General features: G+C 65.8%; 15 protein-coding genes and 1 pseudogene. 6 read left to right on the top strand and 10 right to left on the bottom strand.

Annotated features, from left to right (window positions below):
- The first annotated feature begins 98 nt into the window (after positions 1-98).
- On the top strand, positions 99-353 hold the full coding sequence (locus AWC07_RS21495) for a DUF2631 domain-containing protein (RefSeq protein WP_036409767.1): 255 nt from the start codon (positions 99-101) through the stop codon (positions 351-353).
- Here AWC07_RS21495 and AWC07_RS21490 read toward each other — a convergent pair.
- From AWC07_RS21490 to AWC07_RS28160, 7 genes are all read right to left on the bottom strand, one after another.
- Positions 346-1,212, bottom strand: a complete 867-nt coding sequence (locus AWC07_RS21490; RefSeq protein WP_036409789.1) for a cytochrome c biogenesis CcdA family protein — start codon at positions 1,210-1,212, stop codon at positions 346-348. The genes AWC07_RS21495 and AWC07_RS21490 overlap by 8 nt on opposite strands.
- Positions 1,213-1,216: 4 nt before the next feature.
- Positions 1,217-1,738, bottom strand: a complete 522-nt coding sequence (dsbE, locus tag AWC07_RS21485) for a disulfide bond-forming protein DsbE (RefSeq protein WP_036409765.1) — start codon at positions 1,736-1,738, stop codon at positions 1,217-1,219.
- A 182-nt stretch (positions 1,739-1,920) separates the two neighbouring features.
- Positions 1,921-3,015, bottom strand: coding sequence for a dual-specificity RNA methyltransferase RlmN (gene rlmN / locus AWC07_RS21480; protein WP_036409763.1), 1,095 nt, complete (start codon positions 3,013-3,015; stop codon positions 1,921-1,923).
- A 40-nt stretch (positions 3,016-3,055) separates the two neighbouring features.
- The gene (locus tag AWC07_RS21475) at positions 3,056-3,943 is read right to left on the bottom strand and encodes a phosphatidate cytidylyltransferase (protein ID WP_036409761.1); all 888 of its coding nucleotides are present in this window, start codon (positions 3,941-3,943) and stop codon (positions 3,056-3,058) included.
- Positions 3,944-3,974: 31 nt separating this feature from the next.
- Positions 3,975-4,532 carry a ribosome recycling factor gene (gene frr, locus AWC07_RS21470; protein WP_036409759.1) on the bottom strand — a complete coding sequence of 186 codons (558 nt, stop codon included), beginning with the start codon at positions 4,530-4,532 and terminating at the stop codon, positions 3,975-3,977.
- A 30-nt stretch (positions 4,533-4,562) separates the two neighbouring features.
- Positions 4,563-5,369 carry a UMP kinase gene (pyrH, locus tag AWC07_RS21465; RefSeq protein ID WP_036409757.1) on the bottom strand — a complete coding sequence of 269 codons (807 nt, stop codon included), beginning with the start codon at positions 5,367-5,369 and terminating at the stop codon, positions 4,563-4,565.
- 105 nt (positions 5,370-5,474) lie between these two features.
- Positions 5,475-5,726, bottom strand: coding sequence for a hypothetical protein (locus tag AWC07_RS28160; RefSeq protein ID WP_036409755.1), 252 nt, complete (start codon positions 5,724-5,726; stop codon positions 5,475-5,477).
- A 396-nt stretch (positions 5,727-6,122) separates the two neighbouring features.
- Here AWC07_RS28160 and AWC07_RS21455 point away from each other — a divergent pair, with 396 nt between their 5' ends.
- The 3 genes from AWC07_RS21455 to AWC07_RS21445 all read left to right on the top strand — a co-directional run bounded on the left by AWC07_RS21455 (position 6,123) and on the right by AWC07_RS21445 (position 9,045).
- The gene (locus AWC07_RS21455) at positions 6,123-6,851 is read left to right on the top strand and encodes a winged helix-turn-helix domain-containing protein (protein ID WP_036409753.1); all 729 of its coding nucleotides are present in this window, start codon (positions 6,123-6,125) and stop codon (positions 6,849-6,851) included.
- 118 nt (positions 6,852-6,969) lie between these two features.
- Positions 6,970-7,392 carry a hypothetical protein gene (locus AWC07_RS21450; protein WP_036409751.1) on the top strand — a complete coding sequence of 141 codons (423 nt, stop codon included), beginning with the start codon at positions 6,970-6,972 and terminating at the stop codon, positions 7,390-7,392.
- Between the two features lie 246 nt (positions 7,393-7,638).
- Positions 7,639-9,045, top strand: a complete 1,407-nt coding sequence (locus tag AWC07_RS21445; RefSeq protein WP_036409749.1) for an HNH endonuclease signature motif containing protein — start codon at positions 7,639-7,641, stop codon at positions 9,043-9,045.
- Between the two features lie 104 nt (positions 9,046-9,149).
- Here the strand turns inward: AWC07_RS21445 and AWC07_RS21440 are convergent, their stop codons facing one another.
- Complete coding sequence (locus AWC07_RS21440; RefSeq protein ID WP_036409748.1) at positions 9,150-10,034, bottom strand: cyclopropane mycolic acid synthase family methyltransferase; 885 nt, start codon at positions 10,032-10,034, stop codon at positions 9,150-9,152.
- Positions 10,035-10,260: 226 nt separating this feature from the next.
- Between AWC07_RS21440 and AWC07_RS27145 the strand changes: the two are divergent.
- Together AWC07_RS27145 and AWC07_RS21430 are read left to right on the top strand one after the other, a co-directional pair.
- Positions 10,261-10,675, top strand: a pseudogene (locus AWC07_RS27145) (N-acetylglutaminylglutamine synthetase); the annotation flags it as partial.
- A gap of 589 nt (positions 10,676-11,264) precedes the next feature.
- Positions 11,265-12,395 carry a glycoside hydrolase 5 family protein gene (locus AWC07_RS21430; RefSeq protein ID WP_036409787.1) on the top strand — a complete coding sequence of 377 codons (1,131 nt, stop codon included), beginning with the start codon at positions 11,265-11,267 and terminating at the stop codon, positions 12,393-12,395.
- A gap of 742 nt (positions 12,396-13,137) precedes the next feature.
- Here AWC07_RS21430 and AWC07_RS21425 read toward each other — a convergent pair.
- Positions 13,138-14,547, bottom strand: coding sequence for an amidase (locus AWC07_RS21425; protein ID WP_036409745.1), 1,410 nt, complete (start codon positions 14,545-14,547; stop codon positions 13,138-13,140).
- 9 nt (positions 14,548-14,556) lie between these two features.
- A complete protein-coding gene (gene tsf, locus AWC07_RS21420; RefSeq protein WP_036409742.1) occupies positions 14,557-15,372 on the bottom strand; it encodes a translation elongation factor Ts in 816 nt (271 codons plus the stop codon).
- Positions 15,373-15,380: the final 8 nt, after the last annotated feature.

The following is a 15,380-nucleotide window of genomic DNA, read 5'->3' as shown; positions in this document are numbered from 1 at the left end:
CTCGGCAGGTGACTCCAGGCTGATCCTGGCGTGTGTCAAAATGTCGGAAACCGCCGATCCGAAGCCCAAGAAGCCCAATCCGAACCGGAGGAGTCGCCGTGGCAAGTACCGAGGTGGAGCAGTACACCGGCGTCGATCCCGCCGACGTGCCGTCGGCCAAGTGGGGCTGGAGCAGGATCAACCACCGCGCCTGGCACATCGTCGGGCTGTCCATATTCGTATTCCTGCTGGCGATGCTGCGGGGCAATCATGTCGGCCACATCGAGGACTGGTTCCTGATCGGCTTTGCCGCACTGGTGCTCGTTGTGCTGGTGCGCGACTTGTGGGGCCGCCGGCGCGGCTGGCTCAGGTAGAACGCCGCGCCCGGCGATACCAAGCACCGGCAAGCCCGCCGAGCGTCAACATGGCCAACGCCGCAACCCACGGCCAGGCCCCGTGTTCGTGCACCCAGCCGGCGAGGACCCCTTGGAGCCGGCCGGCGGCGGTAATCACCGGGTCCCGGGGGTTCACCCTGGCGCCTGCGAACAGGCGCAGCTCGTAGAGGCCGTAGTAACCCACGTACAGTCCGGTCAGTACCAGCAGCGCGCCGCTGATCCGGTTGACCAATGGCAGGACCCGCCGGATGCGGTCGGCCAGAGCCGAACTCACGGCCGCGACACCCACCGCAAGCACGCCGACGACCAGGGTGAGACCGGCAACGTAAGCCAGGTAGATTGCGACGCTGCCCGCGATCGAACCACCCCGGAACCCAGCTGCGGTAACCGCCAGGAAAGGGCCGATCGTGCACGACAGCGAGGCCGTCGCATAGCTGACGCCGTAGCCGTATGTGGATCCCAGCCGGGCCGTCGGTGCCCATCGCGGGCCGAACCGCCGGGGCGGCAACGCCGTCAACTCTCGACCCGCTAGCAGCCAAACCCCCAGCGCGACAAGGACAATCCCGATCAGAACCGTCGCATAGGGCAGGTAGCGCTGCACCGTCGTGGCCACCGAGATGGTCAGGGCACCGAACAACCCGAACACCGTTGTGAAGCCGAGCGCCATTCCCACGGTGGCCGCCAGCGCTCGGCCGAGCGCTGCCGGTCCCCCACGTTCTGCGGGATGCAGCCCGCGCACCACCAAGAGCAGGTAAGCGGGCAACATGGCAAACCCACACGGGTTCAGTGCGGCCACCAGCCCGGCGGCGAAGGCCAGACCGACGAGACCCTGGTCCACGACCTCAGGAAGCCAGCGCGGCCACCCGGCCGGCAAGGTCTTGTTCGGACATGGCCGACGTGGGGTTGTTGACGAAGGTCGAGGAGCCATCCGCGCGGTAGAACACCCACGCCGGCTGCCAGGGAACGTTGTAGCGAGCCCAGATCGAGCCGTCGGCGTCATTGAGGTTGGTGAAGTTCAGGTCGTACTTAGCGACGAAACCCTGCATCGCACTGATGTCTGAATGCGCCGCGACGCCGACGAAAGTGACACTTGGATTGGCGGCCGCTACGTGACTGACGCCAGGCGCCTCGGCGTTGCAGAACGGGCACCACGGCGTCCAGAACCACAGCACCGCCGGCTTGCCCTGCAAGGCGGCCCCGTTGAACGGAGCGCCGCTGAGGGTGGTGGCAGTAAAATTCAGACGATCGTCAGCGGCCATCGCACGCGGCGCACCGGTAACGCCGAGCAACACGACAACCGCAATCGCGAGGGCCGCAAAGCCCGCGGCGAATGCTCTGGTCGGGGACGGTAGGCGAAGAGTCATGACAGACCTCGTATTCTGACGTTGGTGCCCTGATCACGTAATACCCCGTGCCGCGGTTCATCACGCTCACCCGCCTGCGGCGGCCAGCTGTCCGCAGGCCCGGTCCGATGCGCCCGCGCTCCAGCTACCCGCCTGCGGCGGCCAGCTGTCCGCAGGCCCGGTCCGATGCGCCCGCGCTCCAGCTACCCGCCTCCGGCGGCCAGCTGTCCGCAGGCGGCGCTGATCTCGCGGCCGCGAGTGTCGCGGACAGTACACGAAACCCCTTGCGCGCGAACATGTCTGACGAAATCTCGCTCCACCGGCTTGGGGCTGGCATCCCAGTCGCTGCCCGGTGTCGGGTTCAGCGGGATGAGGTTGACATGGACCAGCGGCCCCAGCGCGCGATGCAGCCGCCGGCCGAGCAGGTCGGCCCGCCACGGTTGGTCGTTGACGTCCCGAATCAATGCGTATTCCACGGAGACCCGACGACCGGTCACCTCGGCGTAGTAACGGGCGGCAGCAAGGGCCTCGTCGACTTTCCAGCGGTTGTTCACCGGGACCAGCGTGTCGCGCAGCCCGTCGTCGGGCGCATGCAACGACAGCGCCAGCGTCACACCGAGCCGTTCGTCGGCGAGCTTGCGGATCGCCGGCGCCAGACCCACCGTCGACACCGTCACCGAGCGGGCCGAGATGCCGAAACCGCACGGCGGCGGCTCGGTGATGCGCCGCACGGCGGCCAACACCCGCGGATAGTTTGCCAGCGGCTCCCCCATGCCCATGAAGACGACATTGGACAGCCGGTCACCGAAGTCGTCCCGCAGCACCGCGGCGGCGGCCCGCACCTGTTCGACGATCTCTGCCGTCGACAGATTGCGGGTCAGACCTCCCTGGCCGGTGGCACAGAACGGGCAGGCCATGCCGCAACCGGCCTGCGACGAGATGCACACCGTATTGCGTTGCGGGTATCGCATCAGCACCGACTCGACGGTGGCACCATCGACGGCCCGCCACAACGTCTTTCGAGTCTGGCCGCCGTCACAGGTGACGTCGCGCACCGCGGTCAGCAGAGTCGGGAACATCGCCGCGGCGATCACGTCGCGAACGGCCGCAGGCAGGTCGGTCATCTGGTGCGGGTCGGCGATCAGGCGGCCGAAGTATTGGTGCGCGAGCTGCTTGGCCCTAAATGCCGGCAGGCCCAGTTCGGCGACAGCGGACGCGCGGCCGGCCGCGTCGAGGTCGGCGAAGTGCCGCGGTGGCATGGCGCGCCGCGGCGCCTCGAAGACCAGCTCACCGACCATGATGTGTCCAGTATTGACCTGCCGGGCGGGCTAGGGCAGGTTAGGGCAGCAGCGTCAGCACTATCCAGGCCGCCACCGCGGACGGGAGGACCCCGTCGAGCCGGTCCATCAGGCCGCCGTGGCCGGGCAGCAGACGCCCCATGTCCTTTATCCCGAGGTCGCGCTTCACCTGCGACTCGACCAGGTCGCCCAGGGTGGTGGTGAGCACGAAAAGTACGCCCAGCAGCGCCCCCACCCACGGTGTCTTGCCGGCCAGATAGGTCGCGGTGATGGTTGTCGCGGTGACACCGCAGACCATCGAACCGGCGAATCCCTCCCAGGACTTCTTCGGGCTGATCGCCGGAACCATCGGATGCTTGCCGAACAGCACGCCCACCGCATAACCACCGACATCGGAGGCGATGACCGCGATCATCATGCACAACACCCACCCGGCGCCGTGGTAGACCAGCAGCGCGGCAAAGGAACCAAACAGCACCACCCACGCGGCCAGAAAAACGGTGGCCGAGGTGTCGCGCAAGTAATTTCCTGGCGACGCTGCCACACCAGGGCGCTTGTCCTGCATGAACAGCCGCCAAATCATGCAGACCACGACCATGGCGCCGAAGCCCGCCAGCACGCCTCGAGCGCCGTAGGGCCAGCTCAGCCAGATTGTCACCTGCCCGCCGACCAGCAACGGGATCACCGGGATCAGATACCCGGCTTCACGTAGTCGGCGCACCACCTCATGGCTGGCGACGGCCATGGCCAGCGCGCAGATTGCGACCCAGCCGCGCGGAGCCAGCAGCAGCGTCGCCACGAGGACCGCGCCGATACCCGAGCCCACCGCGATGGCCGCGGGCAGGTCGCGTCCGGCCCGGGAGGTCTTCTTCGGCCCCTGCGGCGGGCCGTCGGCCGGGGTGCCGGTGCTGGCATCGGTGGTTGCCACGGATCTGTAGGGGCTTGGCTGCTGAGCGGTCCTAGACCTCCAGCAGCTCGCCTTCTTTGTGTTTCACCAGCTCGTCGATCTGGGCGACGTACTGGTGGGTGGTCTTGTCGAGGTCCTTTTCCGCGCGACCGACCTCGTCCTCGCCGGCCTCGCCGTCCTTGCGGATGCGGTGCAGTTCTTCCATCGCTTTGCGACGGATGTTGCGTACCGAAACCCGGGCTTCCTCTCCTTTGTGCTTGGCCTGCTTGACCAGCTCGCGCCGGCGCTCCTCGGTGAGTTGCGGTATCGCCACGCGGATCAGGGTGCCGTCGTTGGTGGGGTTGACTCCGAGGTCGGAGTTGCGAATCGCGGTCTCGATAGCGCGCAGCTGGTTGGCTTCATACGGCTTGATGACGACCAGCCGTGCCTCGGGAACGTTGATGCTAGCCAGCTGGGTGATCGGGGTGTTGGTGCCGTAATAGTCGATGACGATCCGGGAGAACATACCCGGGTTGGCGCGCCCGGTCCGGATGGTTGACAGGTCGTCACGGGCCACCGATACGGCCTTCTCCATTTTCTCTTCGGCATCGAAGAGAGCATCATCGATCATCGCGTCTTCCCCTTAGGTGGTGACCAGCGTTCAGGTGGTGACCAGCGTTCCGATCTTCTCACCAGCGACCGCACGGGCAATATTCCCATCGACCAGCAAGTTGAACACCAGAATCGGCATGCCATTGTCCATACACAAGCTGAATGCGGTGGTATCGGCAACTCGCAACCCCCGGTCGATCACCTCCCGGTGACTGATCACGGTCAGTAGTTCGGCCGCAGGATTATCGCGTGGATCCTCGGCGAACACACCGTCGACAGCCTTGGCCATCAAGACGACGTCCGCGCCGATCTCCAGCGCCCGCTGCGCTGCCGTGGTGTCGGTGGAGAAGTAGGGCAGCCCCATGCCGGCGCCGAAGATCACCACCCGCCCCTTCTCCAGGTGACGCACCGCCCGCAACGGCAGATAGGGCTCGGCCACCTGGCCCATGGTGATCGCCGTCTGGACCCGGGTGACGATGCCTTCTTTCTCCAAAAAGTCTTGCAGCGCAAGGCTATTCATGACGGTACCGAGCATGCCCATGTAGTCCGAACGGGTGCGTTCCATACCGCGCTGCTGCAATTGCGCGCCGCGGAAGAAGTTGCCGCCACCGATCACGACGGCGACCTGCACCCCACCGCGCACCACCTCGGCGATCTGCCGAGCGACTTGGGCCACCACGTCGGGATCCAGTCCCACCTGGCCGCCGCCGAACATTTCGCCGCCGAGCTTGAGCAACACCCGCTTATACCTCGACGGTGGGTGCGGAACTGCCGAAGCCGGTACGCCATTGGTGGTTGTCGCCTCCGGCCGGGGAGCCGTCGAGCCGGCGACGTCAGTTTCCGGGGACTCCGCCATAAGACTCCTCGCATGACAGTGCCATCCCGGCGACCACGCGGGACGGCATCTGACATCCTGCCTCATCGCGGTGCCGTGGGGTAGCCGGGGTGTAGCCGGGGTGGTTCACCTCGCCTGCAGGTGCGACAACGTGCGCACCCGGCACCCTCCCTGCAGCAGGCCGAGCTTTCCGGTGGTGTTGCCGGTGGTCACCGCGCCCGCGGTGCGGACTTCCAGGACCAGCACCTCCTTGCCGGCCCGGGCCAACAGCACAGCGTGACCAGTCCGGTGACGCCGGCGCCGAGACCTCAACTGGCCGTTCAGGCGATCGGATTGCTCCCGCAGGCGATTGTGGCCGGCGAGCCATCGCGACGTCATTGGTGCCTAATTGCCCGGTGCGAGCACGGCCAAACGGTGTCGGTGATAACACGGTTGCAGCACAGCCGCGGCAGTGGCCGTCGTCGGGCCCGACCGGCACCCCGATTGCCGATGTTTGAGCAGCCGGCGCGGCGGGGAATTCGGCGCGCAGCTCGAAACGCAGCCCCGCGCTCCTAGCGTGAGGGACCATAGCTTGAGGGAAGGGTGGACCCGGCCCGGGGATAACGGGCCGGGTTAATCGATAGCGCCGAATCTCAACCGAGTCGGTGGTACTGACAGCGTTGGAATAATTTTCTTCCTAGCGGGTACTCAAGGCTTCGCTGAAAGACATCTCCCCGGGAGGTGCCTACGGATAGGGGGTGGCGGGACCCTCGCGAAGGGGTTGGGAGACGTCTGTTGGAAGTTCTGCTGATCAGCAACGAAGCCGACTTCCCATCGGTATTGCCGAGGTTGGAATCGTTCGCGCGCTCGGTGCGGCGTGCCCCGCTGGACGACTACCACGCATGGCAGCTCAACGGCGCTGACGTCGCGATAATCGATGCGCGCACCGACCTGGCTGCGGCTCGCCGGGCATGCCGGCGGCTGACGGTCGGCGCACCCACAGTTGCGGTGGTGGCCGTTGTCGCGCTAGCCGATTTCATCGAGGTTGACGTCGACTGGCACTTCGACGATGTGCTGCTGGAGGCGGCCGACGCGGCCGAGTTGCGGGCACGGTTGCGGCTGGCGATCACCCGCCGGCGCGACGCGCTGGAGGGCACGCTCGAATTCGGCGACCTCGTGCTGCACCCCGACAGCTATACGGCGTCGCTGGGCGGCAAAGACCTGGGCCTGACCACCACCGAATTCAAATTGCTCGCTTTTCTTGTGCAGCACGCTGGGCGGGCGTTCACCCGGACCCGGCTGATGCATGAAGTGTGGGGATATGACTGTGCCGGTCAGGTCCGAACCGTAGACGTCCACGTGCGACGACTGCGCGCCAAGCTCGGAGCCGAGTACGCAGCGCTGGTGGAAACAGTCCGCAGCGTGGGCTACCGGGCGGCAACGCCGCCACAGCCCCGGTGGATTGTCCGCGGGCCGGAGGTACGTCCCGTGTCTACAGCGGCCCCGGACTCCGTAGCGCAGTAGTTCAGCCGAATAGCCGCAGGGCGCGCTTGCGGGTCGGTGTTCGAGCTCGAGCAATCGACCAGCGCGTCGTCGCTGTTGTTGTCCTCCATCGACGCGGCCCGGCGCGAGTTTCAAGAACATGGCGAGCGGCTGCCGGGCGTTGGCGCTGTGCGTCAGATCGGAACTCGCGCGGATGCCGGGGCTGAGCCTCATGGGTGACGAAATCCTGAGGAGCCCACGTGCTTTCGCGTCCGATTCGACCCATGTCACCAACGACGTCGTCGGGCGGGGCCTTACCGGTTTCCGGGCCGCTGATTGGTTGCGGGAACGCTGCGGCATCCATACGGAGCTGTCCGGCCACCGGCGGGTGATGTTGTTGATCAGCTACGCCGACGCCATGGCGGCGTTGGCCGAGGAACACGCCGGGGCCAAGCCCCGCACCGTCGACGATGTGCCGGCATGGCCGGACCTGCGCACCGAGACCGTCATGCTGCCCCGCGATGCCTTCCGGGGCGCCACCGACGAGTCACTGGCCGAATTGCGGGTGGTGGCAGGCCGATAACCCGCCACGCGACCGCCTCCCGTCGGGACCAACCGGCGGATGGGCTCGCCGCAAGCTATTTGACGGCAACGGATTACGCGTCGGCGCCAGCGCGAGCTCCAGTAGAGCATCGACGTCCACGGTTGGCTTCGCAGCGCAGGCAACGGAAAAGACGCCGATGTTCGCTGTGAGCGAAATATGAAATCACTTGCCGGATAGTGATTTTCTGCGTCTTTCTTGTCGGTGGGTCAGCATAGTGTTTCGAACATGGGGAGTTCGAGTAGTCGAGAGGAAGTCGTTGCGGCCTTCGACGCGCTTGCGGCGACCATGTCGCGGCTGCAGGAGCTGTCCTTCGAGGCGCTGACCACCCCCGAACGGCTGGCCTTGCTCGAACATTGCGAAACAGCACGGCGCCGGCTGCCCAGCATCGAACACGCACTGATCAATCAACTCAGCGAGCAGGCCAGCGAGGAGGAGTTGGGCGGGCGACTACCCGCAGCGCTGGCCAACCGGCTGCGCATCACCCGCGCCGAAGCCGGCCGGCGAATAGATGAGGCCGCCGACCTGGGCCCACGTCGGGCATTGACCGGTGAGCCGTTGCCCCCACAGTTGACCGCTACCGCAGCCGCCCAACGCGACGGCCACATCGGCGGCGTCCAGGTGCGGGTGATCCGTGATTTCTTTCGCCGGCTGCCGGCGTTTGTCGATATCGAGACCCAAGTGAAAGCCGAAGCTCACCTGGCCCGGCTGGCCACCCAGTACCGGCCCGACCAATTAGCCAAACTGGCCGAGCGGCTGATGGATTGCCTGCACCCTGATGGCGACTACACCGATGAGCACCGCGCCCGGCGGCGCGGTATCACGCTGGGCAACCAGGACGTCGACGGTATGTCGCGTATCAGCGGCTATCTGACACCCGAAGCGCGGGCGACCCTCGAGGCCGTGTGGGCAAAATTGGCCGCCCCGGGCATGTGCAACCCGGCCGAAGAGAGCCCGTGCGTGGACGGTACGCCGTCGGAGGAAGCCACCCAGCGTGATACCCGCTCGGAAAGCCAGCGCAACCATGACGGTGTGCTGGCCGGCCTGCGTGGGCTGCTGGCCAGTGGAGACCTGGGCCAGCACAACGGATTACCGGCATCGATCATTGTGACCACCACGCTCAAAGATCTCGAAGCCGCGGCCGGCAAGGCACTCACCGGCGGCGGCACCTTGTTGCCGATGAGCGATGTCATCCGCCTTGCGCGCCATGCCCACCACTACCTCGCATTATTCGACGGTTGCAAGGCGTTGGCGCTGTATCACACCAAACGCCTGGCCACGCCCGGGCAGCGAATCATGTTGTACGCCAAGGAGCGCGGGTGCAGCGCTCCCGGATGCGACGTACCGGGGTATCGCTGCGAGGTCCACCACGTGCGGGAGTGGGCCACCACACAGCGCACCGACATCGACCAACTCACCCTGGCCTGCGGCGCGCACCACAAACTCCTCGACGGCGGCTGGACCACCCGCAAGAACACCCGCGGCGACACCGAATGGGTCCCACCGGCCCATCTCGACTCTTCTGGTTCACAGGGCCGACCAAGAACCAACACCTACTTTCACCCCGAGAAACTCCTGCGCGACAGCAACGACGAGGACGAGGACGAGGACGAGGACGAGGACGAGCCCGGGTAGCGCGCGGGGCATGCGCCGTGGACGCCGTTGCCTATCAGCCGGCGGCGGGGGACTACATCAAGACAGTCCTACCGCGAGGCAGCCGCGGTGACTCCGCGGCGTGCTCAGCCTTTTGACAGGGTGAACTGCGCAACGTCGGTGTAGCCCTCGCGAAACAACTCGGCGCAACCGGTCAAGTACTTCATGTAGCGGTCGTAGACCTCTTGGGACTGAATCGCGATGGCCTCATCCCGGTGCGCCTGTAGCGCGGCTGCCCAGGTGTCGAGGGTGCGGGCGTAGTGCAGTCGCAACGGCTGAACTAGTTTGACGGCAAAGCCGGCCTGTTGCGCGTGCTCCTCGACGACCTGGGCGCTGGGCAGGTCGCCACCCGGAAAGATCTCGTCCATGATGAACTTCATGAACCGCAGCTTGGTCATGGTGATGGGCAGTCCACGCTGGGCGAACTCGTCATCGCTGGGCTTGATGATGGTGTGTAGCAGCATCATGCCGTCGTGCGGGAGCGCCTGGTAGGCCATGGCGAAGAAGTCGGCGTAGCGATTACGGCCGAAGTGCTCGAAGGCGCCGATCGAGACTATGCGGTCCACCTTTTCGCCGAACTGCTCCCAGCCCTGCAGCAGCACGCGCTTGCTTCGGGCGCTGGGATGCTCGTCGAGCAGTTGCTGCACGTGGGCGTGCTGATTGCGGCTCAGCGTCAGGCCTACGACGTTGACGTCGTAACGCTCGAGGGCTCGGACGATTGTGGCGCCCCAGCCGCACCCGATGTCGAGTAGCGTCATGCCCGGTTGCAGCCCCAGCTTGCCCAGCGCGAGGTCGATCTTGGCCACCTGCGCCTGCTCGAGGGTCATGTCCTCGCGTTCGAAGTAGGCGCAACTGTAGGTCTGTGTCGGGTCCAGGAACAGTCTGAAGAAGTCGTCGGACAGGTCGTAGTGCGCCTGCACATCGTCGAAATGCGGCTCTAGGCTGTCGTTTTCACCACTGTGGTTTGGCAAAGGTCACCTCTGACGTTGATCCTTGTCGAGCTTGGCTACGACGACCGGGCCGCCGGGGGCGAATCGGCCTCAGCCGACACGCCGTCCGACCGCAACGGGTGGCTCTTCGGCTTGAATCCAAGTAGTCGTCTCGTGAGTAAACCACACGATCTCTATTGGGCTAAGGCACTGGCCGTAGGAGATCAGGTACGTCAAAACGTGCCTTCGCGCCCGTCTACACCCATGCATCCACGTTGCTCGGGTGCGCCTGGCCACCTTCGACAACGACGACTGCGCGTTTGTGACCGAGGTCGGCGAGGTCGTCGTCGAACCAACCCGGCGAGCAAGGCAAAGGCATCACCGTGGGCGTGACTGCCGACAACGGTCCCGACGAGCTGACCGCGGCTTTGGCGCGGACGCGTGAGGAATACACCGAGGTGATGATTGAGCGACGAGCACGGGGCGACGACCTACGCTTAGTGGTCATCGACGGCCGGGTGGTTGCCGCCGCGCTGCGGATGCCACCGCAGGTCGTCGGCACCGGCGAGCACACCGTCCGCGACTTGATCGGCGCCGAGAGCAGACAGCGATCGGGCTCCCGAGTCGATCAACTCCGCCAACGCCAGTTGGACGAGAATGTCTGTGCCGCGGTCGCTTCGGCGCTTGGCCGCGACAACCGCGTCGAGCAGGCTGTGGGCAGGACCAGCCAGCTGAGGCGAAGCCCCGGAGCCAGGCTCTTGCTGGCGCTGCCCGCATACATCGCGCCAGCTTCGCAAGCTGCTATTCGACGCGCGTCCGACTTCTACGCATTCAATCATGTTTGACGGCAGAGGGATTCGGGAAAGCTCCACTCGGCGTCGGGCGCCGGTCAGCTACCACGTCAGTCCATCAGATGAACGCGACGACCAACCGCCCACGACGTTGTCCGCTTTGCCGTTCACGACCGCAGCCGACGTTGTCTGCCTAGCAGCCGCGAGCTCGTGGCATTCGCCACCGCGGGTGGCGCCGACCCGCTAACCTGGAAATGCTAACGGCGCCAACGCAACGGCTGATGAATTGGCATCGACCGACGGGCGGACAACCCCTCGGTTGGTGGGCGATTGGGTGCACCACGAAGCACTCCCGACTATCCCAGATGACTATCCCAGATCAGGGACAGATCTGGGATAGAGCTGTTCGACACGGCACTCTGCACCGTCATCCGATGAAGGGCCCGATAATGTGAATTCTGCAAGAAGTCGAGGTCACGTCATCCCGCGCCGAACCGTGCTCAAACTGCCGCTGGTATCACTGGCGGGTCTCGCCCTGGCTCACGTGCCCCGGGCATCCGCAGCTGGAGCAGGGCAGTGGTCGCCCGACCGTGCCAACACCTGGTACCAGGCGCAAGAGCGGCTCATCGGCGCGAATTACATCACCTCGAACGCAGTCAATCAGCTCGAGATGTTCCAGGCCGAGACTTTTGCCCCGCAACAAATCGATACCGAGCTGCGCTGGGCGCGGTTGTGCGGGCTCAACAGCGTCCGCGTGTTTCTTCACGATCAGCTTTGGGCCCAAGATAATCGGGGCTTTCAGCGCCGTCTCGCACAGTTCGTCGCCATCGCCGCCCGCCATCACATCAAGCCGCTTTTCGTCTTCTTCGACTCCTGCTGGGATCCGCTTCCCCATCCGGGTCCGCAACCCGAGCCCAGGCCCGGGGTGCACAACTCGGGTTGGGTGCAAAGCCCAGGCGCTGAGCACCTCGACGACCGCCGCTACCGACCTGTTCTGCACGACTACGTCACCGGAGTACTGAGCCAATTCCGCAGCGATGACCGCGTATTGGGTTGGGACCTGTGGAATGAGCCCGACAATCCGGCCCGCCTATACCGTTCCGCGGAACGGGTGGACAAGCAGGAACGAGTGGCAGAGCTGCTCCCGGAGGTATTCCAGTGGGCACGCTCAGTGGACCCGAGTCAACCGCTGACGAGCGGCGTGTGGCACGGCCAGTGGGCAAATCCGCGGCGTCGCAGCACCATCTGCGCCATTCAATTGGATAACGCCGATGTGGTCAGCTTCCATTGTTATGGAACGCCGGCCGTCTTCGAATCCCGCATCGCTGAGCTCTTGCCGCTGCGCCGGCCCATCCTGTGCACCGAATATCTGGCCCGGCCGCTGGGCAGCACCATCGCCGGAATCCTGCCAATTGCCAAGCGCTACAACGTCGCAGCGTTCAATTGGGGCTTGGTTGCCGGCAAGACCCAGACCTACCTGCCCTGGGACTCCTGGGACCACCCCTATCCGACGGTCCCCAAAGTGTGGTTCCACGACTTGCTGTATCCCGACGGACGGCCATACCAGGACAGCGAAATTCGGATCATCTCAGCAGTCGATCGCATGAACTGACGCGTCACAGCACCTGCACGCCCGGCTCACCCCACTCGCCGACCAGCTGTGCGCCGCACCGGGAACCGTCCGTCCCAGGCTGCCCAGCAGCACGACGGCGACCGAGAGGTACATACTCGGCGGCGTCCGACGCAAGACCGTGTCCGGCTCCTCCTCGCCTTTGCTGGCCTGTGACGGGTCGGCGGCTGGCTCCGCGCCGCTCCCCCATCTCGTGAAGCAGCGCCGCGACAGCCGGTCGAACCACCATCGACAGCCGATTGCTCCCTCGCGCAACGACTTTCCCAACGCGGTGCCGAACGCGGCAACCCGGCAAGCGCCAGCGCGGCAAGCAGGTACAGTCCGGCCAGCTGCCAGTGGCCGCGGCCACGTCCGGACAACTCCAACTCGTCCACCGTCCGGTGACGGTCCAGCAGAATCCCAACGATCAAAAACAAATGCCGACTTGGCGCCGGCATGAGCCAGCACGTAGACGGCCGTGCCGGTGACCCCCTCCGGGCGCAGCGTCGCCGTGGCCACCAGAAACAGGCCCATATAACCGATCGTCGAGTAGGCAGCAGCCACATGAGGTTCAATTCGTCCTCAACGGTTGGGATCTGGACGTCGATTACCCCGAGTCAGGGCCTGGCAATCCCACCAATGGGTGCCGAAGCGCGCTTTCGGCCGCGCCAATCATTCGAAAGCCGGGATCCACATACTCGCCGGACCGACGAGGGCTCGGCGTCGCTGTGCCCTGGTTGCTCAGCTACTTGGCGGCGTGGATCCGCGCCCAGGGACGAGCCTCTTCGAGTTCATAGGCCAGCTCCAGCAGCCGGTCTTCCCGCCCTAGGTCGGCGGCCAGCATCATGCCCACCGGCAGCCCACCCGCGGACTGGGCCATCGGCAGCGAAATCGCCGGCTCCCCGGTGACGTTCTGCAGCGGCGTGAATGCCACCCAATCGGCCATCCGGTCCATGACCTGCTGGTAGTCGGTGGGAGCGAGATAGCCGATGCGCGGCGGCGCATCGGCGAGGGTAGGCGTGAGCACGGCGTCGTAGGTGCCGAAGAATCGCGCGGTGTGCCGCCGGACTCCGCGCAGCCGGATGATCGCGGCCGGGAGCAGATGAAAATTGCGGCGGGCATTACGGGCCAGACCCAGAGTCAAGCTGTCCAGCCGGGTCTGGTCGAACGTCTTGCCGAACGTGAGCCGTCCGGTGCGCACCTGCCCCAGCGCCATCAGACCCCAATACAGGACAAAGTCCTCGGTAAAACTGGACGGCACCGGCGGTTGGTCGACGTGTTCGACATGGTGACCGAGCTCTTCGAGCAACGCGGCCGACTTCAGCGTCAGGTCGCGGACTTCGGGACTGGCCTCCACGTGCACCGAGCGCGTGATCACGGCAATCTTCAGTCGTCGCTTACCCGGGCTGGTCACATCTCCCACCGGAGGCAACTTGGGCGTGCGCCACAGGCGCTCGGCCTCGCGATACAAAGCGGCGGTATCGCGCACCGAGCGGGTCAGCACCCCGTTGGCGACGATGCGTATCGGCAGCCGCCGCAGCTGCGGGTCCAGTGGCAGCCGGCCGCGCGACGGCTTGAGCCCCACCAGGCCGTTGCAGGAGGCGGGGATGCGAATGGAGCCGCCGCCGTCGTTGGCGTGCGCGATGGGTACCACGCCGGCGGCGACCAACGCCCCTGACCCCGATGACGAGGCACCCGCCGTGTGGTCGGTATGCCATGGGTTACGAACAGGTCCCAGCCGCGGATGTTCGGCGGCAGCGCTGAACCCGAACTCCGACATCTGAGTCTTGCCCAGCGCGATGAGGCCGGTGGACAGCAGCACCCGGGTGATCTCGCTGTCGGTACCCGCCCGGCGCGGCGTCCACGCGTCGGTGCCGCGCATCGTCGGCAGCCCGCTGACGTCGACGTTGTCCTTGATATAGCTGGGTATCCCACCGAAAAAGCCGTCGGCCGGCCCGCGCTGGGCCCTGTCGCGCGCCATGTCGAACGCCTCATACGCCACGGCGTTGAGCTTCGAGTCGACGGCTTCGCTTCGTGCGATCGCAGCCTCGGCCAGCTCGGTGGGGGTCACCTGACCGGACCGGACGGCCTCGGCAAGAGCGACGGCGTCGAGATCGCCCAGGGCGTCGTCACCGAAAGCGTGGATGCGGGTCATGGGGCGCCTCTAAGCCTGGCCTACCTCGAACCGGACGAACCGGGTCACCGTGACCCCGGCTTCCTCCAGCAGTGCCTTGACGGACTTCTTGCTGTCGGACACCGATGGCTGCTCGAGCAGGACGGCGTCCTTGAAGAAACCGGTCAGCCGGCCTTCGACGATCTTGGGCAGCGCTTGCTCGGGTTTGCCCTCGGCCTTCGCGGTCTCCTCGGCGATGCGGCGTTCGGTGGCCACGACGTCTTCGGGCACATCGTCGCGTGACAGGTAGCGCGCCTTGAGCGCGGCAATCTGCAGCGCGACGGCATGGGCGGCATCTTTGTCCCCACCCTGATACTCGACCAGCACACCCACCGCTGGCGGCAGGTCGGCCGAACGCCGGTGCAGGTAGGTCTCGACGGTGCCGTCGAAGTTCGCGACGCGGCGCAATTCGAGCTTCTCGCCGATCTTGGCCGACAGCTCGCCGATTGCCTGCTCGACGTTCTTGTCACCCGCTTGAGCCGCCTTGAGCGCGTCGACGTCGGCGGCTTTCGACGACACGGCCGCTGTCACGATCTGATCGGCCAGCGCCTGGAATTCCGCGTTCTTGGCGACGAAGTCGGTCTCGCAATTCAGTTCGATGAGCACGCCATCCTTGGCCGCGACCAGGCCTTCGGCGGTGGCGCGCTCGGCTCGCTTGCCGACGTCCTTGGCGCCCTTGATCCGGAGCGCCTCAACGGCCTTGTCGAAGTCGCCGTCGGCTTCGGCCAGCGCGTTCTTACAGTCCAGCATGCCGGAACCGGTGAGCTCACGAAGCCGCTTGACGTCGGCAGCGGTGAAGTTCGCCAATGATCAGC

Source organism: Mycobacterium gastri (assembly GCF_002102175.1).
GTDB classification, from domain to species: Bacteria; Actinomycetota; Actinomycetes; order Mycobacteriales; family Mycobacteriaceae; genus Mycobacterium; species Mycobacterium gastri.
The sequence above is the reverse complement of the archived record's forward strand: the minus strand, read 5'-3'. Positions and strand labels throughout refer to the sequence as shown.